The organism is Devosia sp. (assembly GCF_036676215.1).
GTDB lineage: Bacteria > Pseudomonadota > Alphaproteobacteria > Rhizobiales > Devosiaceae > Devosia.
In genome coordinates, this window is sequence record NZ_JAKFDJ010000018.1 from 14,311 (window position 1) to 40,945 (window position 26,635).

Genomic DNA, 26,635 nt, shown 5'->3' on the forward strand with positions numbered 1-26,635 from the left:
CAGCGCATTGGTCCGTTGGGGATCACCAGACCCATTGAAGGAGACGCGAGATGATTTTTGACAGCCTCCGCGACCGCATGGGCGGGAACGACAAAATCACCCCCATGGCTATCGCTCACAACAGCCTGTTCACGGCCAGGGAAAAGCTGGATCTGCTGCATCAGCTCAAGGCGGATGCGACTGGTGCGAGCCAGGAAGGCAAGGATTTGGGCTTCGATGCTGAAGAGATCGACCTTGCCATCGCCGAGGTTCGCCGGGGCGTGCAGGACGGTGTCGGCGCCGACACCGTGCTCAAAGGAGACTTTTGATGGCTACAGCACCCAAGCAACCCCAACCGACCGTGGCCAGCGTGGACAGCCTGGTCGATGAGAACGGCTCGCGCATCGACGTACCGGATGGCTCGGCGCTCAAGGTGGCGGGCGAGCATGAAGCGACTGTCGGCGCGACGGGACCGACTAACTGGTGGCTTTACGGCGTGTTCGGCCTCGCAGTCGTGATCGCGCTGCTCCTGCTGCTGCAGATGTTCAACGGGGCGCCGGGTAGCGATGTGCAGCCGGGAACGCCCTCGGCCGAGCCGGTGGTGGAACCGATCGTTCCCTCCCCCTGACAAGCAAAAAGCGCGGCCCCAGGGCCGCGCTTTTCAATTCCGGAGAAAGCTGGATCAGCCGTTGATCGGCGCGATCTGGATTTCGACGCGGCGGTTCTGGGCACGGCCGGCTTCGGTGGCATTGCTGGCGATCGGGCTCATCTCGCCCTTGCCTTCGATATAGAAGCGGCGCTGGTCGATGCCCTGGTTGGCCAGAATGGTGGCAACCGAAACAGCGCGGCGCTGGCTGAGGCTCAGATTGTAGGCATCGTCGCCCTGGCTGTCGGTGTGGCCATAGACGTCAACGATCGACTTATCGAACTTCTTGAGCACGAGCGCGACCGAGACCAGGGTCTGGTTGAAGGCCGGCTGCACCGTCGACTGGTCGGTGGCGAAGGTGATGTTGGACGGCATGTTGAGGACGATGTTCTGGCCAACGCGGGTCACCGAGACGCCGGTGCCCTGTAGCTGGGCGCGCAGCTCGGCTTCCTGCTGGTCCATGTAGGAACCGATGGCCGCGCCAGTGAGGCCACCGACACCAGCGCCGATCAGCGCGCCGACGCGTGGGTCGCCGCCCACGGCGGCGCCAACGAGAGCACCGGCAACGGCGCCGCCACCGACACCGATCAGGCTACCGCCGGCGGTGTTGGAAAGCTGGGACTGGCCCGTATACGGATTGGTGGTGGTGCAGGCGGTGAGCGCCAGGGTCGCGGCGAGCGCAACCAGAATCTTCGACTTCATGAATATGTCCCCCTGGGAAAACGAGTGGCCTTGTCTGGCAAGCGAATAAGGCAGGACGGTGTTAAGAGCAACTAGATGAACACAGGATGAAAGCACAAAAGGCGCAGTCGACTGCTCAACAAATGTGCATATCAGGCATGTGCTTTAACTGCGGGCAGCGTTAACTTTTGTGAAGGAGTTGCATGCCAGCGTCCCTCAGACGAGAAGGGGCTCTCATGGCAACTGGCGAGCAGGATCGCACCGACATCGATACCGCGCTCGGCGTGCTGATCAACCTGTCGGGCAAGATGCGGATGCTGTCCCATCGCGTAGCGATGTTTGCCCTGCTTTCAGCAAGCAAGCCCGACATGGCGGTAACCGCCTGCGCCGCGCTCGACCGCGCCCTGGCTGAGTTCAACGACATCAACCTGGCGCTTCAGCAGGGTGATGATCGGTTGGCCGTTCCGGCCCATGCGGTCGCGTATTTGTCTCGCACGGGTGCCATCGGCGCTGAGGCGATAGCCACAATCGAGGAATTCCTCGAGCGCGTAACACGGCTGCGCCGGTTCCCGCTCCATGGCGCGGCGACGGACAATTCATTAGTGGAACTGGTCGAGTTCGTTGCTTCGGACCTGCTGGCTGCCCTCAATTCGGTCACCGAGGGTATCGGGTGTACACTCGGTGCGCGGTTTGAGGAACGCGACAGGCGTGTCGCTGAAGCGCGCATGGCCATGCTGGGCGCAGTCGGCTCGATCAGCGAGGTGAGCATGAAGGTCAAGTTGATTTCACTTAATGCGTCGATCGAGGCCGCCCGTGCCGGCGTCCACGGCAAGAGCTTCGGCGTGATCGCGAGCGAAATCCGCAGCCTCAGTGAAGATGCGGCGCGTTCGGCACAGGGCCTGCGCCAACAGATGCAGTTGCAGGGTGATCGCTAGGTGTTGGCCCAGCCAGCATCGACGAGAAACTGCTGGGCCGAGATCATGGCGCTGTCTTCGGCGGCAAGGAACAGGGCCATGCGCGCGACGTCGTCCGGATAGACGTGGCCGGCAAGGGCCTGGCTGTCGACGATCTGCTTGAGCGCCGCCGCGTCGAGCCAGAGGGCCAGTTGCCGCTCGGTCAGGATGGCGCCCGGTACCAGCGAATTGACGCGGATGCCGGATTTTCCCAGTTCACGGGCCATGGCTCGCGTCAGCCCGTGCATAGCCGCCTTGGCGGTTTCGTAGATCGGGAGAGACGGCGTCAGGATCATCCAGCTGATCGAGCCGGTATTGATGATGGAGCCACGCTTGGCCCTGGCCATGCCCGGGGCCACGGCCTGGATGGCAAAGAAGGCGTGCCGGAGGTTGACCGCCATGCTGTCATCCCAATAGGCGGGGGTGACCTGGCTCCAGTCATGCCGCTGATCGTGGGCGGCATTGTTGACCAGCACCAGCGCATCGCCATGCGCGGCGGCGAAGCCAGCTATGGCGGCCTGGTAGGCGGGGATGTCCGTGACATCGCAGGGGGTGAAGCGTGCGGTATGACCGGCCTCGGTCAATTCGTGGGCGAGCTTTTCGCCCGCGGCGACGGCGATGTCGACAAAGCCGACCCTGGCGCCCTGCGCGGCAAAACTACGGACCAGGCTCTCGCCAATGCCCGAGGCGCCGCCAGAGATGATCACCGGCGTATTGGCGAGACTGGGATAGCGAGCAAACTGGGTCATGGAGCCTCCGTTGGGCGCGTGGTAGCGCAGGTGCGGATGCCCGACAAGCGTCGCGGCGCTCCGCTTTCGCAGGGGCAGTCAATATCTGCTGCCGGAGCGATACTGACGCATTGGCAGAAATGTCTGAGCACTTTAGAATGAGTCTGATGTTGCGAAGCAGGCGCCTTGCGCCAGAATGCCTTAGCAGCGTGCCGGTGCGCGTCGAATTGACATATATCAAAGACGCGAGTGCCTACATAGTTATGGCTTGTTGCCGTGTGGTTCGCCCCGGGGCGGCAGGGCAGAAGGACGTTTCCGATGGATTATCGCGGCATATTCGAAGATGCAGTGGATACGTTGCGAGCGGAAAAGCGCTATCGCGTATTCGCCGATCTCGAGCGTATCGCCGGGCAATTCCCACGCGCCATCTATCGCGACGATTCCGACAATCCGCGCGAACTGACCATCTGGTGCTCCAATGATTATCTGGGCATGGGCCAGCACCCCAAGGTGATCGGCGCCATGCAGGAGACGGCCGGCAAGCTCGGCGTCGGCTCGGGCGGCACCCGCAATATCTCGGGCACCAACCGGCCGCTGGTTGAGCTGGAGCGCTCGCTGGCCGACCTGCACCGCAAGGAGGCGGCGCTGGTTTTCACGTCGGGTTTCGTCTCCAACGAAGCGGCGATTTCTACCATTGCGCGCCTCTTGCCCGATTGCATCATCTTTTCAGACCAGCTCAACCACGCCTCGATGATCCAGGGCGTGCGCCAGTCCGGCATGCAGAAGCAGATCTTCCGCCACAATGATGTGGCGCACCTGCGCGAACTGCTGGCGGCCACCGACCGCAAGCGGCCCAAGCTGATCTGCTTTGAATCCATCTATTCGATGGACGGCGATATCGCGCCGATCAAGGAAATCTGCGACCTGGCCGAGGAATTCGGCGCGCTGACCTATATCGACGAGGTCCACGCCGTGGGCATGTATGGCCCGCGCGGCGGCGGCATTGCCGAGCGCGATGGCCTGATGGACCGCATCGACATTATCGAGGGCACGCTGGCCAAGGGCTTTGGCACCATGGGCGGCTATATCGCCGCCAACAAGGCGATCGTCGATGCCGTGCGCTCCTATGCGCCCGAATTCATCTTCACCACCTCCCTGCCCCCGGCGCTGTGCGCGGCGGCACGCGCCTCGATCGAGCATCTCAAGACTTCCAACCACGAGCGCATCATGCACCAGCGTCAGGCGCGCCTGACCAAAGCAATCCTGGCCGATGCGGGTCTGCCAGTGATGGACACCGATACCCATATCGTGCCGCTGATCGTGGGCGATGCGCGCCAGTGCAAGGCAGCGAGCGACATGCTGCTCGACAAGCACAATATCTATATCCAACCCATCAACTACCCGACCGTGCCCAAGGGTACCGAGCGCCTGCGCATCACGCCGACGCCGCTGCATACCGACGAGATGATCTTCGCGCTGCGCCACGCGCTGGTCAGCGTATGGGCGAGCCTGGAGCTGCCACGCGAGGCGGCCGATGCCAAGATCACGGCCAGCAAGCTGACGAGCGGCGACCTGACGCTTCCGACCACCGGGGGCTGAAAGTCGACCGCCGGTGGTCAGGACTGCTCTATGACCTCGGGCGCGCGTTTAGCTCGGCAAGATACTCGCGCAACATGACTACGCGTCTGGGCCTGAAACTTTGTCCGGTCCGCATGGGACGGCTGATCCGCGTAATGTCGAACATGCGATAAGCATTGCGCAGACCGCACCAGGCCAACGCAAGCAGCTTGCGGTCGGTATACATAAAACACAATGGCAGAATGGTGCGCTCGCTTACCTGTCCGTCCTTGTCGGTATAGCCAATCTCGATTGCCTCTTCCTGCCAGCATGCTTCGCGGATGAGCGCCACGGGACCGTCTGCGACGATGCGGGAATCCGGACGGTAAATCTGCGAGATCGCGTGGACCAGTTGCTGTTCGCGATCATCGGGGAGGCTCGCCGCGACCTTTGCCAGGGCGGAGTTCGCCGCTTTGGCCAACGCAGGATCGCCCATGCCGCGTACCTGGGCCAAGCCCAATGCTAGTGCCTCGATTTCTGTCCGGTCGAAAGTCTGCGGTGGTAGCGCGTAGTCCTCTACCAGGCGATAGCCATAACCGCGCTCTCCCTCGATCCGGGCGCCAGCAGCACGCAAGCTGTCAATGTCGCGATAGAGCGAGCGCAGCGAGACTTCCGTCTCTTCGGCAAGGCGCGCAGCGGTGATTGGCGCCGGCATAACGCGCATGGCGTGCAACAGGCGAAACAAGCGATCGGGACGGGCCATTCTGAAACTGCCGGAAATTGTCAGGTGGGCGCCTTTATAACCTGGCCATCGGGCAGGCCAACACGGAGATCGCCATGACCATCAAGACCACCACACATCTCAATTTTCGCGGCCAGGCGCGGGCAGCACTGGAATTCTACCAGAGCGTATTTGGCGGCCAGCAGGTGATGATCACCTATAAGGACGCCGGCGCCGTACAGGACCCCGCAGAAGCCGATCAGATCATGTGGGGCCAAGTCTCTTCCGACGACGGCTTTTCCGTCATGGCCTACGATGTGCCATCCCGTCTGGCTTATGATGCCGGTGAAATCCCGATGTTCGTATCTGTGCGTGGCGATCAGGCCGAAGCAATCACAAGATATTGGGCCACACTTTCCGAGGGCGCAACCGTTGCCCAGGATCTGGCGCCTGCCGGCTGGTCTCCACTCTATGGCATGCTCAAGGATAAGTTCGGCGTGACTTGGGTGCTGGACGTGGCTGTCGCCTACGCTGCTTCGTAAAACGGCGATTTCATCGGGGGATGGCGCTCATCCCCCGCCAAATTGCGGCTTCCGAGCAGTTCTGGCGCGCTCATGAGGTGGCGCCCATCGACAAGTTGAGCGTGGTGCTCGTCGCCGTCATATTCCTGGGCGAGAAACTGGCACCGCACAGTTGGCTGGGTGTTGCCCTCATCGGCGGCGGTGCCATACTGGTGGCCATCCAATGAAAGTCCCCGCCATGAACACCGCCCTCCGCCGCACCGTCCTCATCGTGGCGCTGCTCAACCTCGCCTATTTCGGAGTCGAGTTCGCCGTGGCGCTGCGCATTGGCTCGGTCTCGCTGTTTGCCGACAGCGTCGACTTCCTCGAAGACGCCTCGGTCAACCTGCTCATCTTCTTCGCCCTGGCCTGGGCCGCAACCACAAGAGCGAGGGTCGGGATGGTGTTGGCGGGCATCCTGTTGGTGCCTGCCTTGGCGCTGCTGTGGGCGCTGTGGGGCAAATTCACCAACCCGGTACCGCCTGAACCGTTTGCGCTGTCCATCACCGGGGCGGGTGCTCTGGCAGTCAACCTGTCCGGCGCATTCCTTCTTGCCCGGTTCCGAGCCCACAGCGGCAGCCTGACACGGGCCGCGTTCCTGTCGGCCCGCAACGACGCCATCGCCAATGTCGCCATCATCGGCGCCGGCCTGGTGACGGCCTATCTCTGGCCCTCGGTATGGCCGGACGTGATTGTGGGGCTGGCCATTGCTGCCATGAACATCGACGCCGCACGGGAAGTCTGGGAGGCTGCACGGGGGGAACACAGCGCGGCAGCCTAGCAGCCTGCGCCATGGCACAAGACCTACTGCACGACCTACTAGGTCCGCTTTCAGGAGACAGCTGGGGTCTGATTGGTGGCCAACATGGAGCGCATGGCCGCCAGCGGCGCGATCTGGCCAATGACCGCTTTTGGGATTTGATGGCTGGGGTCCGAAGGACCGAATTGGGGTCGGAAGCCGTCGTCCCTTCCCTCAGCCCGTCAGCACGATCCGCATCAGGTCCGCGGTGTTGCGGGCGCCCAGTTTTTCCATGACGCGGGCGCGGTGTACTTCGATGGTGCGGGGGGAAATGCCCAGCTCGCGGCCGGCTTCCTTGTTGGATTGGCCATTGGTGATCAGTTCGAGAACCTGGCGCTCGCGCGGCGTGAGCTGGGCAAAGCCGCGCACTTCCACCGGCCGGCGTCCCCCCTGCATGGGTCGCAGATGGACATCAAGGCGCAGCGCGTCGCGGATGACGGTCAGCAGATAGTCGGTGTCGATCGGCTTGGTGATCACGTCGGAAGCGCCCAGCTTCATGGCGGTGACCGTTGCTGCGACCTGTGGCGCTTCGGCGAGCATGAACACGGGCGTGCCGGTCCGCATGGCCTTGACGCTGCGCAGCAGGGCCAGACCGCTTTCCTCGCCCACAGCCAAGTTGATGATGACGACGTCGGGCCGCCGCCGCTCCAGATTGATGATGAAATGTTCGGCGTTCAGCGAAAAGGAAGTCTGGAAACCTTCGAGGCGGAACAGCACGCTCAGCGCCTCGCAGGTGGCCGGGTCCCCGTCCACGATGTGGATCAGCCGGCCTCGATTCAGGAAAGAATGGTAGTAGATCTCGTTGCTCATTTTGCCCCCGTCCAGCTGGCAAGTTTCGCTCAAGTCGCAACCCTTCGCCTGACGAGCCCGCACCCTCGCAGCGCTGCCGATGACAGCCCGCCAGCGTCGCCCCCTAGGTGAATCGCCGAGGTAGTTTGCGCTAAGTGTTCTTGCCGTCCGACAAGGAGAGTCCGTAGGATGAACTACCTAGGTAATAGGGTTATTTCCCTATTGCCGGTGTGTCAACGGATTTATGTCCTACGCTCCTTGTTGACGTGCTGTCAGCGCGGGTTGGCGCGCAGGGCGTCGCGGATTTCGGTGAGCAGGACTTCCTCCTTGCTCGGGGCCGGGGTTTCGGCAACCGGCTCCTTGGCCGCCTGGCGCTTGAGCGAGTTGATGGCCTTGACCACCATGAACAGCACAGCGGCGATGATGGTGAACTTGACTACGGCATTGATGAACAGGCCGGCATTGAGGGTGGCCACGCCCGCATCCCTGGCGGCGGCCAAAGACGGCACCGCCACATTGTCCGGATTGGACAGCACAATGAACAGGTTCGAGAAATCGACGCCGCCGATCAGCAGGCCGATCAGGGGCATGAAGATATCGTCGACAACCGAGGACACGATCGCGCCGAAAGCAGCGCCGATGATCACGCCGATGGCCAGATCGATCATGTTGCCCTTGATGGCAAAGTCCCGAAATTCCTTGAACATTGATTATCCCCTCTCGATTGCGCCGGAGCGCAAGCCTTCATCAGCCGCCGCGCAAATGCAATGGGGCCAGAGTAGGTCTTGCGCAGCTTTGATGGCGGGCCGATAGTCCGGCGCGCCCCAAAAATCCAGGACCGCACGAGATGCCCGCCCACAAGAACGAGGCAGCCGGCCTCAGGCATGCGATCGACCACATTCCGCAAGGCATTGCGGTATTCGACGCTGCGCTGCGCCTGGTTACCTCCAACAGTCGCTACAATACGCTGCTGGTGCTGCCCGATGAACTGGTGAAGCCCGGTACGCCGCTGTTCGATATCGCACTGTTTCTCGGCGACCGCGGTGACTTTGGCAGCGGCGACGCGGCGCGCCTGGCCATTGAGCGCATCAACCTGCTGACGGCATCGCCAACCACGGTGACGCAGCGGCTGGGCAATGCCGGGCAGACTCTGGAATTTCACTCGAGCCGGCTGCCCGATGGCGGCCTGGTCATCAGCTTTTCGGACGTCACCGCGCGGGTGCGGGCCGAGCGCGAGCTGGAGCGCATGAACCAATCGCTTGAAGAGCGGGTTGCGGAGCGGACGGCGGCGCTGACCCGGGTCAATGCGGAGCTCGAAAGCGCGCGCGCCAAGGCGGATGCCGCCAACCATGACAAGACGCGGTTCCTGGCGGCAGCCAGCCACGACCTGCTGCAGCCGCTCAACGCGGCACGGCTCTATACCTCGACGCTGATCGAGCGGGCCAAATCGACCGGGCTGGCCGATCTCGCCAACTCCATCGAAGCCTCGCTGACCGCGGTGGAAGACATAATGGGGGCCCTGCTCGATATTTCGCGTATCGACAGTGGTGCGCTCAAGCCCGTGCCGGCGCCGGTGGCCGGGCGGGACATCCTCAAGAAGATCGAGGTGGAATTTGGTCCGCTGGCGCGCGAACGCAATATTTCGCTGCGCATCGTGGCGACCGGTACGTCGGTGATGGTGGACCGTTCGCTGGTGGGCCGCATCGTGCAAAACCTGGTGTCCAACGCCATCAAATACACCCTGCCGGGGGGCAAGGTACTGGTGGGGTTCCGGCGCCGCGGCAGCCGCATGCGGCTGGACGTGATCGACACCGGAATCGGCTTCAACAAGGACCAGCACCGGCTGCTATTCGCCGAGTTTTCGCGGCTTGAACGGGGCGCGCGCATGGCGCAGGGGCTGGGACTGGGGCTTTCCATCGTGCAGCGTCTGGTGACGGCGCTGGGGCTCGTATTGGAACTGGACAGCCGGGAGGGGCAAGGTTCGCGCTTCTCGCTATTCCTGCCGGCAACGCGCACCATCAAGGCGTCGCCCGAGGCCAGCCCGGCCCCGGCCGAAACGAGCTTTGGGACGCAGGGCCTCAAGATCCTGTGCGTGGACAATGAGAGCGCCATCCTCGAAGCGATGGAGGGGCTGCTGAGCCATTGGGGATGCGATGTGCGCAGCGCCCTCTCGCTCAAGCAGATCGACCGCGAACGACTGCTGGAGGGCTGGTATCCCGACCTGGTGCTGATGGATTATCACCTCGACCAGACCTCGGGGCTCGATGCCATTGAATGGCTGCGGCACAATGTAGGCGGGCACCTGCCGGCGGCGCTGGTGACAGCAGACCGCAGCCCGGCCGTGCGGGCGCTGGCCGAGGAGCGCGGCATTGCTGTGGTCACCAAGCCGGTCAAGCCAGCCGCTCTGCGCGCGGCCATCAGTGGGCTGGCCAACCAGAGCCGCAGCCCAGCCAAGCGCGCTGGGTAGCGAATCCCGCTGGCAGCATGTTGATGTCGATTCCACGGCTGCCCGTTCGACCAGAGTCCGGTACAACCACAACCGGAGGATCCGACATGAAGTATCTCTGCCTCGTCTGCTTCGACAACACCCTGCCCGACACCCTACCTCCCGCCGAATGGGCGCAACTGGTCAAGGATTCCGCGGAATACGACCAGGAACTGCAGCGGCAGGGCCATTTCATCGCAGCCGAGGCGCTGATGTCGCCCGATACCGCCACCACGGTGCGGATGCGCCAGGGCAAGATGAGTGCCACCGACGGGCCCTTCGCCGAGCTCAAGGAACAGGTGGCCGGCTTCATCCTCATCGAGGCGGCGGACCTCAACGAGGCCATGCGCATCGGCGCCAATATCCCCCTGGCCCGCGTCGGCTGTGTCGAAGTGCGGCCGGTGATGTGAGCGGTATCCACGCCAGCATCGAGGCGGTCTATCGCGCCGAGGCGCCACGGGTACTGGCGACGCTCATTCGCTTGCTGGGCGGGTTCGACCGGGCCGAGGAGGCGCTGCACGATGCCTGGCTCGCCGCGCTTGCCAGCTGGCCCGACAAGGGGATACCCGCCAATCCGCGGGCCTGGCTGGTCTCTGCCGGGCGCTTCAAGGCCATCGACCGCATCCGCCGGGATGTGCGCTTCGACAGGGCCGCCGACCAGCTGGCCCAGCAGATCGAGCTGGCGGCCCTGCCCGATGACGAGGACATGCCGGCCATTGCCGACGACCAGTTGCGACTGATCTTCACCTGTTGCCATCCGGCGCTGTCGCCCGATGCGCAGGTGGCGCTGACCCTGCGCGAAATCTGCGGGCTGACGACCGAGGAAATCGCCGCGGCCTATCTCACCAAACCGGTGACGATTGCGCAGCGCATCGTGCGGGCCAAGGCCAAGATACGTGACGCAGGCATTCCCTATGTGGTGCCGGGGCCGGAAGAGCTTGCGGAGCGCATCGAAGCGGTGTTGCAGGTGATCTATCTGGTGTTCAACGAGGGCTACCTCGCCTCGTCGGGCACCAGCGCGCTGCGGACTGATCTTTGCGCCGAGGCGATAAGGCTGGCGCGGCGGCTGGCCACGCTGATCGAGGAGCCCGAGGTGACGGGGCTGCTGGCACTGATGCTGCTGCACGATGCGCGGCGGGCCGCCCGCGTGGTGGGTGGGGAGATCGTGCCGCTCGACGAGCAGGACCGCACGTTGTGGAACCAGGCGCAAATCGCCGAAGGGCAGGCCCTGGTGCGCCAGGTGCTGGGCGGGCGGTTCAGCCTCTACTCGATCCAGGCGGCCATTGCGGCGGCCCATGGCAGCGCCGGAAGCGACTGGCCGCGGATCGTGACCTTCTACGACCTGCTGATGCGGGTCGATCCGTCGCCCATCGTCGAACTCAATCGTGCGGTGGCCATAGCCATGCGCGATGGGGCGGAGATCGGGCTCAAACTGGTGGACGGGTTGGAGACGGCGTTGGGCGACTATCGCCTGTGGCACGCCGCCCGCGCTGATCTGTTGCGGCGGCTGGGGCGGATGGATGAGGCACGCGCGGCCTATGAAGCCGCATTGGCGCTGACCACGCAGCCGGCGGAGCGACGATTCATCGAGCGGCGGTTGCGGGCGTTGTAGGCAGTTACGCGAAAATCACGACGCCGGCTTACCCTTCTCTCCGAGGGAGAAGAAGAAGCTACCGCTCCACATCCATCTCGATCACCACGTCGGCGCGGTCCTGCGACAGGCAGACCAGATCGTAGTTTGGCAGGTCGTTGCGTTCGATATGGGCGCGGTTGCGTTCCTCGGAGAACAACCCCTCCTCGCCATGGCGCTTGAGCAGGCGGGCCTTGACGATATCGCGCGGCACATCGACGAAGACCGCATAGTCGAGTGCTGCTTTGACCCCGGCCCAGGGACCTTCCGTGAGCAAGAGGTAGTTGCCCTCGACGATCAGGACGCGCACCTCGGGCTGTATGGTGAAGGCGTTCTCGACGGTATCCTCGATCTTGCGGGAATAGCCCGGGCCGCTGACCGGCTCCTTTGCCGCCTTGAGGTGGTGGAGAAAGCTGACGAACTCGGCGCCCTCGAAAGTGTGCGGGGCACCCTTGTAGTCGACCTGGCCCATGGCCTCGATCTTGGCATGCTTCATGTGGAAGCCATCCATGGGCACCAGTGCCGTGCTGCCGGGATGGGTCGCATTAAGCATGGTCACCAGTTCGGCGGCGAGCGTCGACTTGCCGGTGCCGGGGCCACCGGCCAGGCCGATGGCAATGCGCTGGCCTTGCGCGTTGCTGGTCATCTCAAGGATGTGTGGAACCAGCCGCGACAGGGCCGCCTGCGGCGAGAGACGAAGGCGTTCGGGAACCATCAGCGCCCCTTGGAAAGGCGCAGCACCAGCCAGACCGGCACGACGATGGCGGCACCGGTGAGGATGTAGCCGCCAATGTTGCGGAACAGGCCCGCGCCATCACGCAGGGCCTCGCGCACCAGATCGATGGCGCCCCGCACCAAGCCCTGCACGTTAACGCCGAAGACGCTCATGACAAAGCCGACCAGCAGCGAGACGAAAGCCAGCTTGATCAGGACATTGATCGGGTGGCCGCCGAAGAAGCGCTGGGCCGGGGAACGCGGCGTCTCGGTCTGGGGTTGATCGGTCATGGCAGGTCTCCGCACCTGTTTGTGGTGGCTGGGGGATCATATAGGGTCGAATGTGATTTGCAGAAGGTGTGACTTGCCACATTTGCGCGTGACCGCCACCCCCTCCCAGCCTCCCCCTGAGAGGGGGAGGAGCTGCATCGAGGCATTGGCACGATCAGGGGCGCCGCACCGGACCGATTCCTCCCCCTTCCAGGGGGAGGTTAGGTGGGGGTGCCGGTGACCACGCCCCTTCCCCCCATCATCACCGACTGGTTCGCCCGCAAGGGCTGGGCGCCGCGGCAACACCAGCTGGATGTGCTGGAAAGCTGGCAGGCGGGCGCATCGGCGCTGTTGATCGCCCCGACCGGGGCGGGCAAGACGCTGGCAGGCTTCCTGCCGACGCTGACCGACCTGGTAGATGGCCAGTTCGAGGGCCTGCACACACTCTACATCTCGCCGCTCAAGGCGCTGGCTGTGGACGTGCAGCGCAATCTCAATGCGCCGATCCTCGAGATGGGCCTCAAGATCAATGCCGAAACCCGCACCGGCGACACACCGGCAAGCAAGCGGGCGCGGCAGCGTGCCAAGCCGCCGCATATCCTGCTGACCACGCCGGAACAGCTGTGCCTCCTCATCAGCCATCCACATGCCGACCTGTTCTTCGGCTCGCTGCGCCGCATCGTGCTCGACGAGTTGCATGCGCTGGTGACCTCCAAGCGCGGAGAATTGCTGTCGCTGGCGCTGGCCCGCATTGCGCGGCTGGGGCCGGATGTGCAGATCACCGCCCTCAGCGCCACCGTGGCGCGGCCGGACCTGCTGCGCGACTGGATCGCCCGGCCGGTGCCCCAGCGGGTGACGCATTTGCTCACTGCATCGGGCGGCGCCCCGCCGGTTTTGTCGATCCTTGAGACCGAACAGCGCCTGCCCTGGGCCGGCCACTCGGCCAATTATGCGCATCGCGACCTCTACGAGACCATCAAGCGGCACAAGACGACACTGCTCTTCGTCAACACGCGCAGCCAGGCCGAGATGCTGTTCCAGGGACTATGGGCGGTCAATGACGACATGCTGCCGATCGCGCTGCATCACGGGTCGCTCTCGGTGGAGCAGCGGCGCAAGGTTGAAGGCGCCATGGTGGCGGGCAATCTCAAGGCGGTGGTTTGCACCTCGACACTCGACCTGGGCATCGACTGGGGCGATGTGGACCTGGTGGTGCAGGTGGGAGCACCCAAGGGGTCGTCGCGCATGCTGCAGCGTATCGGCCGCGCCAATCACCGGCTCGACGAGCCGTCCAAGGCGCTGCTGGTGCCGTCCAACCGCTTCGAGGTGCTCGAATGCGAGGCGGCGCTGGAGGCAGTGGCGGAAAGCCACCAGGACAGCGAGGACCCAGTATCGGGCGGCTATGACGTGCTGGCGCAGCACATTTTGGGCATGGCCTGTGCGGCGCCGTTTGCGGCGGACGATCTCTATGACGAGATCCGGCGTGCCTGGCCCTATCGCGACCTGCCGCGGGGCCAGTTCGACCGTGTGCTCGAATTCGTCGCCACCGGCGGCTATGCGCTCAAGGCCTATGAGCGCTATGCGCGGCTCAAGCCCACCGAGGACGGCAAATGGCGCGTCGCCAATCCACAGGTGGCGCAGCAATACCGGCTCAATATCGGCACGATCATCGAGGAGCCGATGGTGCGGGTGCGGCTGATCCGCTCGCGCGGGCTCAAGAAGGGGCAGAGCAACAGTCCGGTGGGCGCCGGTGGCCGGGTGTTGGGCGAGATGGAGGAGTATTTCTTCGGTACGCTGCTGGTCGGCGACACCTTCATGTTCGGCGGCGAAATCGTGGCGTTCGAAGGCATGCGCGACAACGAGGCCTTCGTCTCCCGGGCGCAGGCAACCAATCCCAAAATCCCCAGCTATATGGGCGGCAAATTCCCGCTCTCGACCTATCTGGCCGAGCGGGTGCGCAAGATGCTGGATACGCCGGCCAGTTGGGGCGTGCTGCCTGACCAGGTCAGCGACTGGCTTCGGCTGCAGCGCGACATTTCGGTGCTGCCAAAACGCGACAGCCTGTTGGTGGAAACATTTCCGCGCGGTGCGCAGAACTACATGGTCTGCTACCCGTTCGAAGGCCGGCTGGCGCACCAGACGCTGGGCATGCTGCTGACGCGGCGGCTGGAACGAGCGCGGGCCCGCCCGCTCGGCTTCGTCGCCTCCGAATATGCGCTCGCCATCTGGGGATTGGGCGATTTGTCCGCACTGATCCGAACCGAGCGGCTGTCGCTGGATGAGCTGTTCTCCGAGGATATGCTGGGCGATGATCTCGAAGCCTGGCTCGATGAATCAGCGCTGATGAAGCGCACCTTCCGCAACTGCGCCATCATTGCCGGGCTGATCGAGCGCCGCCACCCGGGCAAGGAGAAGACCGGAAGGCAGATCACCATGAGCAGCGACCTGATCTATGACGTGCTCTACCAGCACGAGCCGGACCACATCCTGATCCAGGCGACACGGCGAGACGCTGCGCGGGGGCTGCTCGACATCGAGCGGCTGGGCGACATGCTGGCCCGCATCCGCAGCCATATCGTGCATCAGCCGCTGGAGAGGATATCCCCGCTCGCGGTGCCGGTCATGCTCGACATAGGCCGGGAGCCGATTTTCGGGGAAGGCCGCGAATCGGCTATGGCTGATGCTGCAGATGAATTGATGCGGGAAGCCTTGAGCGGTTCCGCGGGGTAATCGCTCCGATGGAGCGAACGCGAGAAGGCCATAAGAGCTGCGCTCGAATGGCAGGGGCAAAGTTGAGCCAGGTCCTATATCAAGCCGAGATCACGGAGACGCCGATCTTGCGCTTTGCCGGCCAGAATTTCGAACCCCTGCCCTCCGGCGCGCTGTTCTGGCACGCCCAGCAAACGCTGCTGGTGGCGGACCTGCATCTCGAAAAGATGAGCAGCTTCGCCCGGCGCGGGCAGATGCTGCCGCCCTACGACACGGGCATGACCCTGGCGCGGCTGGAAGCCGATATCCGCCGCACCGGGGCGCAGCGGCTGGTGTCGCTCGGCGACAGCTTCCACCGCGACGAGGGCACGACGACGCTGAGCGAGGCGGACCGGGCGCGGCTCGACACCATGACTGGTATTGCCGAATGGCTCTGGCTTTCGGGCAATCATGACCCGCGGCCGCATGCGCTGGGCGGGCAATGCCTGAGCCAGGTGGCGCTGGGCGGGCTGACGCTGACGCATGAGCCGCGGCGTGGCGCGACCGGCCTCGTGGCTGGGCATCTGCATCCGGCGGCACATATCTATTTCGAGGGACGATCGACGCGGCGGCCCTGCTTCGTGCATGACAACCGACTGCTCATCCTGCCGGCCTATGGCGCCTCGACCGGCTCGATCAATATCCTGTCGCCAGCCTTTTTCGGGCTGTTTCACTGGTCGGGGCTGGAGGTGACCATGCTGGGAAAGGACCGCACTTATCCGGTGAGTCCGAAGCGGTTGGTCAGAGGCTAGCGCTTGAAGATCACGCCGCCGAGCCAGCCGGTGAACAGCGCCAGGACGACGCAGACCAGGCCATAGAGCAGCGGTTGCTGCACCGCCGAGAGCGCCAGGAAACGCTCGAAGCCGATCTTGCGCACGGCAAAACCCTCGGACTTGCGCGCGATGATCTCGCCGTCCCTGAAGACATAGGTCAGTGCCAGATAGGGACCGGGCGGGGCATTACTGGGCAAGGTCAGCCGAGCCGAATAGAAGTTGTCGGCGAGGAAGTTGACGCCGTTCTCCTGCACGCCGAACAGACCTTCCTCCGTCATCAGGCGCACCAGTTGGCGGCCGAAGATGGCGCTCTTCCACCAGTCGCCACTGTTGGCCACCAGGGTATGGGCCTCCGGCAGGATGTAGTTGGTGGTCAGCGTTGTGATGTCGGTGATATCGGCCAGCCGACCGCTCGAGAGCACCTGGAAATAGCTCGGGAAGTTCGAGAACTCGACCTGACCGGTATTGATCCAGATGCCGAAGTTTCTGGTCTTCTGTCGCGCCACGCGGTTCTGGGTTGGCCCCAGAACCACAACGACGACATGGAATGGGCCAGCAACGAATTTTTCCTCGGCGCCGGCATCGGGCACGATGGAGCCGAAGAAGTTCATCCGCTCGCCATCGAAGCTCGAGGTGATCTCGATGGTCTCGTTGGAGACCTGGGAGATCAGCCGCGCGGCCTGGGCCGGAACCAGCATTCCGCAAGCAAGAAGCAAGCAAAGGGCAAGAAATCTCACTGACTGCCCCCCAGTACGGCCATGGTGAACGGGTCGGCGGGCGTCAGCACCAGCGAAAGGCCAAAGCGGATCGCCACGGCCAGCACCAGCAAGGCCAGCAGCCCGCGCAATTGCTCGCCGCGCAAATACTTCCCAGCCGAGGCGCCGAACTGGGCGCCGGCGGTGCCACCGACCATGAGGCAGAAGGCCAGCAGGATATCGACGCTCTGGCTCTGCACGGCATGCAGGATGGTCGTCGCGGCCATCATCGCCACCACCTGGGCCAGTGAGGTGCCGATGACGACATTGCCGGGCACACGCAGCAGGTAAACCAGCGCGGGCACCATGATGAAGCCGCCGCCAATACCCAGCAGCGACCCCACAAAACCGATGAACAGCCCAATGATCAGCACGGGCAGGACGCTGATATAGAGCCGCGATTTCTTGAACCGCACCCGCATGGGCAGGCCGTGAATCCAGTTGTGCTGATTGGGCAGGCGCTCGCGCACCACGATGCCCTGGCGCTGCTTGAGGATGGCGCGGGTGGATTCGATCAGCATCAGGGTGCCCACGAAGCCGAGCAGCACCAGGAAACCGAGCGAGATCACCAGATCGAGCTGGCCGGCATCGCGCAGCAGGGCAAAGGCCGCGACACCGCCGAAGGCACCGATAACGCCCGACAGAACCAGATAGAGCGCCAGATGCAGATCGATGGCACCCCGCCGGTAGTGCGCGAGCGCGCCGGAAGTGGACGCGGCCACGACCTGCCCGGTGACGGAAGCAACGGCGACGGGCGCCGGCACGCCGGAGAAAATCAGCAAGGGGGTCAGCAGAAAGCCGCCGCCGACGCCGAACAGTCCGGACAGAAAGCCGACGGCCCCTCCGATCCCCACGAGAAAGAAGAGGTTTACCGACATTTCAGCGATCGGCAGATAGACCTGCAAGACCGGATCCGTTCAAGAAAACGCTACGCCGCACGAGCTTACAGGATCGTACGTCAACAATAGGTCAAAGGCTCCCGCCTGGCGGCGAGAACCTTGATGATTGGGCTTTAGGACCGCGCCCCAGCGGTGTCAAACGACAGTTTGGTGTCAGACGGGCTGGCTGCCGAGGACAGCCAGCAGGCGTGGATTGATCGCGCCGCTTTCCGTCATGCCGGTGCTGCGTTCAAAGGCCTTGATGGCCTCAACCGTCTTGGGACCGGCCAGGCCATCTGGCACGCCCACATCGAAACCGAGCTTGCCGAGGGCCATTTGCACCTTGGCCACGACATCCTTGGTGGTGATGACTTCGCCTGGATCGAAACTGGTGGACCAAGTGCCCAGCGGGGCAAAATTGGCGGCGAGATTGAGCGGCTCGGCCTTCCACACTGCGATTTCATCGGTGACACGGCTGACGGCCTCGGCGGTCAGCGATTTGGCAATGTCGTCGCGCGCCTCACCGGCATCGGCATCGCCATTGCCAGCGGCGAGGGAGAACCACTTGTAGGATTGCTCGAAGTCCTGCTGCACGCCCAGGCCACGGGCATAGAGCATGCCGAGATTGAACTGGCTGTCGGTCATGCCGCGCGCTGCGGCCTGCGCGAACCATTCGGCCGCAGTTTCGAACTCCTGTTCGCCCAGCAGGCCGCCGGCATAGAGCGCCGCCAGATTGTGCATGGCCATGCGGTTGCCGGCCTCGGCACCCCGCTGATACCAGAGCTTGGCAATCTCGATGTCCTTGTCGACGCCCTGCCCGGCTTCATAGAGATTGCCCAGCCGATACTGGGCCGGAACAAAGCCCTGGGCAGCGGCACGCTCATACCATTTGGCGGCCTCGGCATAATCCTGGGTGACGGCGCGGCCTTCGGTGTAGATGGCGCCGATTTCGAACTGAGCGCGAGGGTCGCCATTGGCGGCCGCCTGGCGCAGTTCGAGCGGGCCAACAGCTTCAGCCGGCATCGCGAAGGTCTCGGGACTGGCCGCGGCGGCGACGGGAATGCTGCCGGTAGTCTCCGGCGCGGTCTCGGTGGGGAGGTCAACCGGAACGGCTGCGGCCGGCGCCGTCGATGTTGCCAACAAGGTCCGGGGCATCGGCGTGGTGGCAACCGGCTTGGTGAAGCTCATTGCTTCGCCCGGATTGATGGAGCCAGTGGCGGTGTTGTCGATCATGTCGATGACGCGCGGCTCGGGCCGGACGAAGGACACATCGTCGGAGGTTGCATCCACGGCGGCTTCAGCCGGCGCTGGCTGCGGACTGTCCGGCCCCATGCGCTGGATCACCAGGTTGAGAGCCAGCATGGAGACGGCGACCAGCGTCGCGGCAAGCAGCAGTGGACGACGATGCCGGGTAAGGAAGCTCTGCTGTTGGGCAGGTGCGTCCGCGTCGGGTCCGAAGACGGGCGCTACGGCTGGAGCCTCGGCCTTGCTGGCCTTCTTTTCCCGGACCGGTTTGACCGACCTTTCGGGCTTCGAGGTGGAGACGGACCGTGCCGCCGCTGTTTCCCCTGCCGGTGACATGGGGGACTGGCCGGGCATGACGCGTGCCAGAGCGCGGCTGATCAACGAATTGCTGCCGGCAGCGGCGGGAGCCGAGGCATCCTGGCGCGCGCGCTGGGCGCGGCGGGCGGCGGCAACGAACGTACTGGTGCCGTTCTGGCTGAGGGGTGCATCGACCACCGGCGCCGCAACCTGTGCCGATGGCACAAAGGGGTCGGGCCCGGTCTTGGCAAAGCTCGACTGTGGCGGGGGCGGACGCTCGGCAGTACCGGGATCGAATACAGGACGGGCAGCCGTCGTTGGTTCGGCGACGGGTGGCTTGGCGTGAACCCCGACCTTGGCGTCCAGTGCGGCCCGAACCGGGCCACTGTGCTTGAAGCCAGGGTCGATCAGCGGTGCATCATCGACCGGATTGGCCGGCATGCGATCGCTCTTGGCCGAAGAGCGTGGCCCGGAGAGGGCCGACAGCATCGCGTCAAACCGGGTGCGCTCCTCGGCCGAGGTTTCTTCGCTCGGTGCCGATGGTGCCGTGGTGGTGGCCGGGCGGGCCAAGATTGCCGGTTCGGCAGTATCCTTGCGACCCGCCAATGCCGCCTCAAGCCGCGTCAGGCGTTCGGCGGTATCCTTGCCGGCGGTATTGAACAGGGCGGCCATGCGCTTTTCGAGCGCGCCCATGCTTTCGTCGCTAATGCCGCCGGCGCGCGCGGGCGATGCCGACTTAGCCATCGCTTCGGACGTCCGCTCAGCCACCATGGCCGCGAGAGTCTCGTAATCCGGCGTCTTGCCCGCCGACTTGATCAGGCCGGTCAGCCGGTCTTCGATGCTCTTGAGGCTATCGGGGCCAAACATGGCCACCGGCGCCGGCGCCTTGCGGGTCACCGCATCGCTGGTGCGTTCGGCAACCAGGGTAGCCATGGCCTCCAGATCCGCCGGGTCGGACTGGTTGGAATAGAGTTTGGCGAGACCGTTGAGCTGGGTGCCGGTCTCATCCATGCGCTGCATGAGCTGCTTGAGCTGGTTTTCAACCTGGGCGTTGTCGCCTGGCGCCATGCGACCGGAAAGCGCCTCGATCTGACTCTCGATGCGCAGGAACCGCGGCTCCATGCCGGCCATGACCGCATCGCGCAGGGCAGCAATATCCTGCTTGAGGCCGACGACATCGCCATTGGAGGCGTCGAGGCCACCGATCCGCGACGCCAGGGCGTCAACCTTGGCCATCAGCTTGTCGGGCGCGGCTTCGCGGTCACGCATCGTTTGGGTGAAGGCAGCCATCTCTGCGGTGAGGCGCTCGAAATCCCCCGACGATAAGGTGACGTTCTTCTCGATGGAGTCGATACGGTCGTAGACGTTGCGGACGTTCTTTTCGATCGCGTGCATGGCCGGAGCCAGCCCGTCGCTCTTGTTGGTGTCGCGCGAAATCTCGCGCTCCATCTGCTCGGCCTGCAGTTCGGCCAGTTTGCCGACGGTGGTGGAAACATCGTCCAGGCGCTGGTTGATCGCCGAGAGGTCAACCCTTGACCCTTCTTCGATCAGCGCCGCAAGGGCACCGATCTGGGATTCCAGACGCTTGACCTGCCCGGTTTCGCCCACGGCGCCCGCCAGCAGTTCCACGACATGGGTCAGCTGTTCGACCTGACTGGCGACCTCGTTCACGCTGCCATTGCTGGCGCGCTGGGACCTCAGCTCGTCTTCGAGATGCTCAAGCCGGCCCGAGAGCCCGCTCACCAGGGAACTCAGCTGACGGAATTCGGGCATGTCACGAGCACGATGGCCAAGCGCGGCGGCAGGCGCCGACACCTGGCGACCGCGGATTTCGGCGATGGCGCTGCTCAGGGGGTCATGGTCATCGTCCAGCGCCGCTTCATCGCGCTCGCTGAAGCGGTCCACTGCGCGCTTGACCATACGCAGCGCCTCGCGACGACGCACTGCCGGCTCGGGGCCCACGACCTGGTCACGCAAATTGCGGACGCGACGGGTTATGCCGGTGAGTTCGGGTTCGGACGGTTCAATACGGGAATAGCGCCCCTCGACCTGGTCGAGCAGGGCGACCAGTTCACCCCGCAGGGCCTGCCACTCACCCGGCTGCGGCTCATGAGCCGGGTCGGACATATCCGGGTTTGGGTAGGCGCGGGCCATTGTCAGTCCCTGTCATAGAAGGCGGACCCCTCGCGATTCAACACGAAGGTATGACGGTCACTCTTGGGAAAACATGGTAAAGAACCCGTTAAGTATTGCCGCAATATGCAAGAGCAAAGGGCCCGCTGACCTGATTGTGTGGGCACAAGAAGCGGTCGAATCGGGGGCTCACGTTCCCGGGACCGCGCCACGAGGAGCCTCGAGTCACATGACCCGCCGCCGCATCATCATCGTCGACGACCATCCGCTGTTCCGGGCAGCCCTGCGGCAGACACTGGCGGGCGGTGACGCCACGGTGAGCGTCGAGGAGGCAGGGGACCTCGCCAGTCTCAGCGCGGCTCTCGAGGCCGACCGGGACTGCGACCTGGTGTTGCTCGATCTCAATATGCCAGGCGTCAGGGGCTTTTCAGGGCTGCTACTGCTGCGCGCACAATATCCCGACATTCCGGTGATGATCATCTCTGCGGTCGAGGACAGTACCGTGGTTCGCCGGGCGTTTGAGCTGGGCGCAGCCGGCTATCTTCACAAATCGGTGGGTCCCACCGAGATCCGCCGCGCCATTGAAATGGTGCTCTCGGGCGAGGTATTCGTGCCCGAAGGCACGACGCTGGGCGGTGACGATGCCCATACCGCGCTGATGCGGCGCCTATCGACGCTGACGCCGCAGCAGGTCCGTGTGCTGATGATGCTCAGCGACGGGCTGATGAACAAGCAGATCGCCTATGAGCTCTCCATCTCGGAGGCGACCGTCAAGGCACATGTCTCCGCCATTCTGCAAAAGCTCGATGTCGACAGCCGCACTCAGGCGGTGATAGCAGCGGCGCGCATCGAGGATGGCCAGTTCGAGGCACTGTTCTCGACCGGCGCGGAGAAGGCCTAGCCGATCCGGCCACGGCCCGAAGCCCAAGCATCGGTATCGACGCCAACCAGTTCGCCGATATTGGTCTTGCCCTGGGCGCGGATGGCGGCAACCAGGCCTCGCTTGAGACGATCAAGCAGATCGAGGCCGCCGAATACCATCGCCGAATAGAGCTGGATGGCATTGGCGCCAGCCTCGATCTTTGCCAGTGCCGACTGCGGCGAGTGGATGCCCCCGACACCGATGATTGGCAGCGCGCCGACGCGCTGGCGCATCTGTGCCAGGCGTTGCGTCGAAAGGTCGAACAACGGCTTGCCCGACAGACCACCGGTTTCCTCGGCATTTTCGAGACCGGCCACCGCATCGCGGGTGATGGTGGTGTTGGAGATGATCAGCCCATCGAGATCGGTCGACAGCACCACGGCGGCAATAGCATAGAGCGCTGCCTCATCGAGGTCTGGCGCGATCTTGAGGAAGACGGGCACACGCGTCTTTGCCTTGGCGCGGGCGGCGAGGACTTCGCCCAGCAGGCGCCGCAGGGCCTCGTCCGCCTGGAGATTGCGCAGGCCCGGCGTATTGGGCGAGGAGACATTGACCGTCAGATAGTCGGCCAGGTCGGCAAAACGTTTTACGCCCAGCACATAGTCGGCGACGAAGTCCGAACTGTCCTTGTTGGCGCCAATATTGACCCCAAGCGCCGCAGATATGCGCTGTCCCTTGAGGCGGGCGAAGACGGCGTCATGCCCTTCATTGTTGAAGCCCATGCGGTTGATGACGCCTTCGGCCGAGGCGACGCGGAACAGGCGCGGTTTGGGATTGCCGACCTGCGGGCGGGGCGTGACGGTGCCGATTTCGACCATGCCAAAGCCCATCCGCGCCAGCGGGCGCGCCACTTCGGCATTCTTGTCGAAGCCCGCGGCCATGCCGATCGGGTTTGAAAGATCCAGGCCGCAGAGTGTGGTCCGCAGCTCTGCGCCATCGGCATGGGTCTGCTCGGGAGCAAGGCCAAGGCGAAGGGCCGTAATGGTCGCGCCATGGGCCGTCTCAGGGTCCATCTTGAGCAGAGCCTCTCGCGTGAGACCAGACAGCGCTGGAATGCGCAGCAGCGGAGAGAGCGCGGAGAAGATCATCGGACGGCCTCGGGCAAGGTGCAGGAACCATCAGCGGCAACGCTGAGCGGAGCCTCCCAGGCAATAGCGGCGTTTGGCAGCGGCCCGCCGTAAAGGTGGGGAAAGAACGCGCCACCCCGCGATGGCTCCCAGACCAGCCGGTTGCCCAGATCGGCACAACGCACAGCGAGCAGCACCAGCCCATCCTGACCGGCAAAATGCAGCCGGAGCGTCTCGCGCAGCTGTTCAGCAGTCGAAAAATGCATGTAGCCGTCGATCGCGTCGATCGGCATGCCGGCAAATTCCTCCGTGCCGCGGGCGGGACCGAAAACGGCTTCAGTGGCGATCTTGTAGACGAATTGTTGGGTGCTCATGCGCGCGAACCTAATGGCGCTGTGACGGCGCTGCAAGCCGGAGCGACCCGGGACTTTACAAGGCTGAAGAGCAGCGGTAGTAATAGGACTTAATTCCGGAAATAAGATATATTTCCTGCATCAGGACTTCTGCCATGCTGTCACACAGAGCCATCTGGGACGGGATCGACGCTCTCGCGCGTCGCCATGGCCACTCGGTGTCGGCCCTGGCCAAGCTTGCCGGCCTCGATGCGACCGCCTTCAACGTCTCCAAACGTATCAGCAAGGATGGCCGGGAGCGCTGGCCCTCGACCGAGAGCATCTCCAAGATTCTGGAGGCTACCGGAGAGAACTTTGATTCCTTCCTCACCGGCAGCGGCGCCTTTTTGCAGCTCAACGACAACCAACCCAACCGCACTGTTCCCCTGCTTGGCCTGGCCCAGGCGGGTACGGGCGGCTTCTTCGACAGCGCAGGCTTTCCCGCGGGTCAAGGCTGGGACGAGATCGACCTGCCTTCGCCGGGCGAAGGGGGCATCTATGCCCTCGAAGTGCAGGGCGATTCCATGGAGCCGCTCTATCGCGAGGGCGATCGTATCGTGGTCTCACCCACCGAACAGGTGCGGCGCGGGGATCGCGTCGTGGTCAAGACCCGCGACGGCGAGGTGATGGCCAAGATCCTGTTCCGCCAGACCGGCAAGCAGATCGAACTGCATTCCCTCAATCCGGCCTATGCGCCGCGCATCTTCGATCTGGTGGATGTCGAGTGGATCGCGCGGATCATCTGGGCGAGCCAGTGACCATCATCGCCCGCGCCACTGTCGCCGACGCAAAGGCCTGGACAGTTCTGCGCCAGGCACTGTGGCCGGCTGGCGGAGATACCGGCACACATGCTGACGACATTGCTCGCCTGCTGGCCGATCCCGGTGACACTGTGAACCTGATCGCCCGCAACGAAACAGGTGATACCGTCGGCTTTGCCGAGGCAAGCCTGCGGCATGACCATGTCAATGGCTGCGATACGTCGCCCGTGGCCTTCCTCGAAGGCATCTACGTGATACCGTCCGCGCGCCGGCGTGGCGTGGCCCGGGCCTTGGTGGCTGCAGTGCAGAACTGGGCGCGCCAGCAGGGCTGCGCCGAACTTGCTTCCGACACGGCGATCGACAATGCGGACAGCCTGCAGATGCACGACGCGCTCGGCTTCGTGGAAACCCAGCGCGTCGTTTATTTCCGCAAGATTCTGTCCTAGGCCAGCAGCTTGCCAGCCAAGGCATCCGCGATCAGCTTGCGGGTTTCGGCCACGCCGAACAGGGCGATGAAGGAGCCGAAACGCGGGCCTTGATCGTCGCCCAGCAACACCTGGTAGATGGCCTTGAACCAGTCACGCAGGGGCTCGAACTTGTGGGCGTTGCCGATCGCATAGACCAGGTCCTGCAGCGCGCCGCCATCGGTAGAGCCTTCGTGGCCGGCGAGCTGGTCGTACAGATCCTGCAGGGCCGCACGTTCCTGATCGGTGGGGGCGCGATAGACCTTGAACGGCTTGACCTTGTCATTGAAGTAACGAACGGCATAGCCGGCCAGACGGTCGATCTCGGGATGGTTCTGGGCGGTGGCGCCCTTGAGATAGCGCGAGATGAAGCCCCAGAGCACCTTGGTGTCCTCGGCATTGGCCGTGGCGACCAGATTGAGCAGGAGGGCGAAGCTCACCGGCACGTCCGGGTTCGGCACGGCGCCATAGTGGACGTGGAATACCGGGTTCTCGAGGCGTGCGGCGACATCCTGGGCCTGATAGGCGGCGATGAAGCTGTAATATTCATCGACGGCGCGTGGAATGACATCGAAATGCAGACGCTTGGCCGTGCGTGGCTTCTGGAACATGTAGAGTCCCAGACTGTCATTGCTGGCATAGGTCAGCCATTCGTCGATGGTCAGGCCATTGCCCTTGGACTTGGAGATCTTCTGGCCCTCGGAATCGAGGAAGAGCTCATAGACATAGTGCTCGGGCGCCTTGCCGCCGAGGATTTCGCAGATGCGATCATAGATCGGCGCATTGGTCTGGTGATCCTTGCCGAACATCTCGAAATCGACGCCCAGCGCCGCCCAGCGCATGCCAAAGTCCGGCTTCCACTGCATCTTCACATGGCCGCCGGTGACCGGGACGGTAGTATCGCGCCCGTCCTCGTCGGTGAAGGTGATGGTGCCATTGGCGGCGTCGACTTCCTTCATCGGCACATAGAGCACGCGGCCGGAAATCGGGGAGATCGGCAGGAAGGGGCTGTAGGTTGCCTGACGCTCGGCGCCGAGCGTGGGCAGCATCACCTTCATGATGTCGTCGTAGCGCTCCGCGGCGCGGCGCAGTACGGCGTCGAACTTGCCCGACCGGTAGTAATCGGTGGCGCTGGCGAACTCGTAGTCAAAGCCGAAAGTGTCGAGGAACCGGCGCAGCATGGCGTTGTTGTGGTCGCCGAAGCTGTTGAACTCATTGGTCCACGGGTCGGGTACGGAAGTGAGCGGCTTCTGCAGATGCGGCTCCATGGCCTCCTTGGAGGGCACGTTGTCCGGGATCTTGCGCATGCCGTCGAGATCGTCCGAAAAACAGATCAGCCGGGTCGGGACCTGGTCGCGCGTCAGCAGCCGGAAGGCCGTGCGCACCATGGTGGTGCGGGCCACTTCGCCGAAAGTGCCGATATGGGGCAGGCCCGAAGGGCCATAGCCGGTCTCGAACAGGGCTTCACCCTTGCCCGATTTCTCGATGCGCGCGACCAGTTTGCGGGCCTCCTCAAACGGCCAGGCACGGGCAGTCTGGGCAGCGTCGAAGAACGCGGGGTCGAGAACGGGCAACGGGGCGGGCGACAAGGGTGTAGCCTTTCAGGATGGAGGAGTGCCGGGTGTGTTGCATCCCAAGGCGCCTGCGTCAACGTCGGGCGTGCAAAGCAACGCGTGTCGCAGGCGCTT

Annotated in this window: 27 protein-coding genes and 1 pseudogene; 15 read left to right on the forward strand and 13 right to left on the reverse strand. The window is 64.0% G+C overall.

Annotation, left to right across the window (positions count from 1 at the left end; translation table 11 throughout):
- Positions 1-50 precede the first annotated feature (50 nt).
- The gene (locus V6M52_RS01330) at positions 51-308 is read left to right on the forward strand and encodes a hypothetical protein (RefSeq protein WP_332690599.1); all 258 of its coding nucleotides are present in this window, start codon (positions 51-53) and stop codon (positions 306-308) included.
- Positions 308-607 (forward strand): hypothetical protein, encoded by a 300-nt coding sequence (locus V6M52_RS01335; protein ID WP_332698614.1) that lies wholly within the window; start codon positions 308-310, stop codon positions 605-607. The genes V6M52_RS01330 and V6M52_RS01335 overlap by 1 nt, the downstream gene beginning before the upstream one ends.
- Before the next feature lie 54 nt (positions 608-661).
- Here V6M52_RS01335 and V6M52_RS01340 read toward each other — a convergent pair whose 3' ends face one another.
- Positions 662-1,327, reverse strand: a complete 666-nt coding sequence (locus V6M52_RS01340; RefSeq protein ID WP_332690593.1) for an OmpA family protein — start codon at positions 1,325-1,327, stop codon at positions 662-664.
- A gap of 215 nt (positions 1,328-1,542) precedes the next feature.
- Here V6M52_RS01340 and V6M52_RS01345 point away from each other — a divergent pair, with 215 nt between their 5' ends.
- Positions 1,543-2,241 carry a methyl-accepting chemotaxis protein gene (locus V6M52_RS01345; protein ID WP_332698617.1) on the forward strand — a complete coding sequence of 233 codons (699 nt, stop codon included), beginning with the start codon at positions 1,543-1,545 and terminating at the stop codon, positions 2,239-2,241.
- Here the strand turns inward: V6M52_RS01345 and V6M52_RS01350 are convergent.
- Positions 2,238-3,008 carry an SDR family NAD(P)-dependent oxidoreductase gene (locus V6M52_RS01350; protein ID WP_332698620.1) on the reverse strand — a complete coding sequence of 257 codons (771 nt, stop codon included), beginning with the start codon at positions 3,006-3,008 and terminating at the stop codon, positions 2,238-2,240. The genes V6M52_RS01345 and V6M52_RS01350 overlap by 4 nt on opposite strands.
- A 297-nt stretch (positions 3,009-3,305) precedes the next feature.
- Here V6M52_RS01350 and hemA point away from each other — a divergent pair, with 297 nt between their 5' ends.
- Positions 3,306-4,586 carry a 5-aminolevulinate synthase gene (hemA, locus tag V6M52_RS01355; RefSeq protein WP_332690584.1) on the forward strand — a complete coding sequence of 427 codons (1,281 nt, stop codon included), beginning with the start codon at positions 3,306-3,308 and terminating at the stop codon, positions 4,584-4,586.
- Positions 4,587-4,614: 28 nt separating this feature from the next.
- Here hemA and V6M52_RS01360 read toward each other — a convergent pair whose 3' ends face one another.
- Positions 4,615-5,307 (reverse strand): helix-turn-helix transcriptional regulator, encoded by a 693-nt coding sequence (locus tag V6M52_RS01360; protein WP_332698623.1) that lies wholly within the window; start codon positions 5,305-5,307, stop codon positions 4,615-4,617.
- 74 nt (positions 5,308-5,381) lie between these two features.
- Here V6M52_RS01360 and V6M52_RS01365 point away from each other — a divergent pair, with 74 nt between their 5' ends.
- From V6M52_RS01365 to V6M52_RS01375, 3 genes and pseudogenes are all read left to right on the forward strand, one after another.
- The gene (locus V6M52_RS01365; protein ID WP_332687851.1) at positions 5,382-5,807 is read left to right on the forward strand and encodes a VOC family protein; all 426 of its coding nucleotides are present in this window, start codon (positions 5,382-5,384) and stop codon (positions 5,805-5,807) included.
- A gap of 68 nt (positions 5,808-5,875) precedes the next feature.
- A pseudogene (locus tag V6M52_RS01370) lies at positions 5,876-6,013 on the forward strand (EamA family transporter); the annotation flags it as partial.
- Positions 6,014-6,024: 11 nt separating this feature from the next.
- Complete coding sequence (locus tag V6M52_RS01375; protein WP_332687850.1) at positions 6,025-6,606, forward strand: cation transporter; 582 nt, start codon at positions 6,025-6,027, stop codon at positions 6,604-6,606.
- Positions 6,607-6,798: 192 nt separating this feature from the next.
- On the opposite strand, the gene V6M52_RS01380 is transcribed toward V6M52_RS01375, so the two are convergent.
- Both V6M52_RS01380 and mscL read right to left on the reverse strand, forming a co-directional pair.
- Complete coding sequence (locus tag V6M52_RS01380) at positions 6,799-7,434, reverse strand: response regulator transcription factor (protein WP_332698630.1); 636 nt, start codon at positions 7,432-7,434, stop codon at positions 6,799-6,801.
- 251 nt (positions 7,435-7,685) lie between these two features.
- On the reverse strand, positions 7,686-8,120 hold the full coding sequence (mscL, locus tag V6M52_RS01385; RefSeq protein WP_332687848.1) for a large conductance mechanosensitive channel protein MscL: 435 nt from the start codon (positions 8,118-8,120) through the stop codon (positions 7,686-7,688).
- Between the two features lie 140 nt (positions 8,121-8,260).
- Here mscL and V6M52_RS01390 point away from each other — a divergent pair, with 140 nt between their 5' ends.
- From V6M52_RS01390 to V6M52_RS01400, 3 genes are all read left to right on the forward strand, one after another.
- Positions 8,261-9,880, forward strand: coding sequence for an ATP-binding response regulator (locus V6M52_RS01390; RefSeq protein WP_332687847.1), 1,620 nt, complete (start codon positions 8,261-8,263; stop codon positions 9,878-9,880).
- A gap of 86 nt (positions 9,881-9,966) precedes the next feature.
- The gene (locus V6M52_RS01395; RefSeq protein ID WP_332698633.1) at positions 9,967-10,308 is read left to right on the forward strand and encodes a YciI family protein; all 342 of its coding nucleotides are present in this window, start codon (positions 9,967-9,969) and stop codon (positions 10,306-10,308) included.
- A 5-nt stretch (positions 10,309-10,313) separates the two neighbouring features.
- Positions 10,314-11,510 (forward strand): RNA polymerase sigma factor, encoded by a 1,197-nt coding sequence (locus V6M52_RS01400; protein ID WP_332698812.1) that lies wholly within the window; start codon positions 10,314-10,316, stop codon positions 11,508-11,510.
- 58 nt (positions 11,511-11,568) lie between these two features.
- Here the strand turns inward: V6M52_RS01400 and V6M52_RS01405 are convergent, their stop codons facing one another.
- Together V6M52_RS01405 and V6M52_RS01410 are read right to left on the reverse strand one after the other, a co-directional pair.
- Entirely contained in the window at positions 11,569-12,243 is a 675-nt protein-coding gene (locus tag V6M52_RS01405; protein ID WP_332687844.1) for a nucleoside/nucleotide kinase family protein, read from the reverse strand.
- Positions 12,243-12,533, reverse strand: a complete 291-nt coding sequence (locus tag V6M52_RS01410) for a DUF6460 domain-containing protein (RefSeq protein WP_332698636.1) — start codon at positions 12,531-12,533, stop codon at positions 12,243-12,245. The genes V6M52_RS01405 and V6M52_RS01410 overlap by 1 nt, the downstream gene beginning before the upstream one ends.
- A 216-nt stretch (positions 12,534-12,749) precedes the next feature.
- Between V6M52_RS01410 and V6M52_RS01415 the strand changes: the two genes are divergently transcribed.
- Complete coding sequence (locus V6M52_RS01415; protein ID WP_332698639.1) at positions 12,750-15,242, forward strand: ligase-associated DNA damage response DEXH box helicase; 2,493 nt, start codon at positions 12,750-12,752, stop codon at positions 15,240-15,242.
- A gap of 62 nt (positions 15,243-15,304) precedes the next feature.
- On the forward strand, positions 15,305-16,012 hold the full coding sequence (gene pdeM, locus V6M52_RS01420) for a ligase-associated DNA damage response endonuclease PdeM (RefSeq protein WP_332698642.1): 708 nt from the start codon (positions 15,305-15,307) through the stop codon (positions 16,010-16,012).
- On the opposite strand, the gene V6M52_RS01425 is transcribed toward pdeM, so the two are convergent.
- The 3 genes from V6M52_RS01425 to V6M52_RS01435 all read right to left on the reverse strand — a co-directional run bounded on the left by V6M52_RS01425 (position 16,009) and on the right by V6M52_RS01435 (position 21,362).
- Positions 16,009-16,731 (reverse strand): TIGR02186 family protein, encoded by a 723-nt coding sequence (locus V6M52_RS01425; protein WP_332687840.1) that lies wholly within the window; start codon positions 16,729-16,731, stop codon positions 16,009-16,011. The two genes, pdeM and V6M52_RS01425, sit on opposite strands and share 4 nt — an antisense overlap.
- Positions 16,732-16,766: 35 nt before the next feature.
- The gene (locus tag V6M52_RS01430) at positions 16,767-17,693 is read right to left on the reverse strand and encodes a sulfite exporter TauE/SafE family protein (protein ID WP_332698687.1); all 927 of its coding nucleotides are present in this window, start codon (positions 17,691-17,693) and stop codon (positions 16,767-16,769) included.
- Between the two features lie 147 nt (positions 17,694-17,840).
- Positions 17,841-21,362 (reverse strand): peptidoglycan-binding protein, encoded by a 3,522-nt coding sequence (locus V6M52_RS01435; RefSeq protein WP_332698690.1) that lies wholly within the window; start codon positions 21,360-21,362, stop codon positions 17,841-17,843.
- Between the two features lie 208 nt (positions 21,363-21,570).
- Here V6M52_RS01435 and V6M52_RS01440 point away from each other — a divergent pair, with 208 nt between their 5' ends.
- Positions 21,571-22,242, forward strand: coding sequence for a response regulator transcription factor (locus tag V6M52_RS01440; RefSeq protein ID WP_332687378.1), 672 nt, complete (start codon positions 21,571-21,573; stop codon positions 22,240-22,242).
- On the opposite strand, the gene V6M52_RS01445 is transcribed toward V6M52_RS01440, so the two are convergent.
- Together V6M52_RS01445 and V6M52_RS01450 are read right to left on the reverse strand one after the other, a co-directional pair.
- On the reverse strand, positions 22,239-23,351 hold the full coding sequence (locus V6M52_RS01445) for a quinone-dependent dihydroorotate dehydrogenase (RefSeq protein ID WP_332698693.1): 1,113 nt from the start codon (positions 23,349-23,351) through the stop codon (positions 22,239-22,241). The genes V6M52_RS01440 and V6M52_RS01445 overlap by 4 nt on opposite strands.
- Positions 23,348-23,704, reverse strand: coding sequence for a DUF952 domain-containing protein (locus V6M52_RS01450; protein WP_332698696.1), 357 nt, complete (start codon positions 23,702-23,704; stop codon positions 23,348-23,350). Before V6M52_RS01450 ends, V6M52_RS01445 begins: the two co-directional genes overlap by 4 nt.
- A 134-nt stretch (positions 23,705-23,838) precedes the next feature.
- Between V6M52_RS01450 and V6M52_RS01455 the strand changes: the two genes are divergently transcribed.
- Both V6M52_RS01455 and aac(6') read left to right on the forward strand, forming a co-directional pair.
- On the forward strand, positions 23,839-24,480 hold the full coding sequence (locus tag V6M52_RS01455; RefSeq protein WP_332698698.1) for a S24 family peptidase: 642 nt from the start codon (positions 23,839-23,841) through the stop codon (positions 24,478-24,480).
- A gap of 2 nt (positions 24,481-24,482) precedes the next feature.
- Positions 24,483-24,929 (forward strand): aminoglycoside 6'-N-acetyltransferase, encoded by a 447-nt coding sequence (gene aac(6') / locus V6M52_RS01460; RefSeq protein WP_442881800.1) that lies wholly within the window; start codon positions 24,483-24,485, stop codon positions 24,927-24,929.
- Here the strand turns inward: aac(6') and V6M52_RS01465 are convergent.
- On the reverse strand, positions 24,926-26,536 hold the full coding sequence (locus V6M52_RS01465; RefSeq protein ID WP_332698704.1) for a lysine--tRNA ligase: 1,611 nt from the start codon (positions 26,534-26,536) through the stop codon (positions 24,926-24,928). The two genes, aac(6') and V6M52_RS01465, sit on opposite strands and share 4 nt — an antisense overlap.
- Positions 26,537-26,635 lie beyond the last annotated feature (99 nt).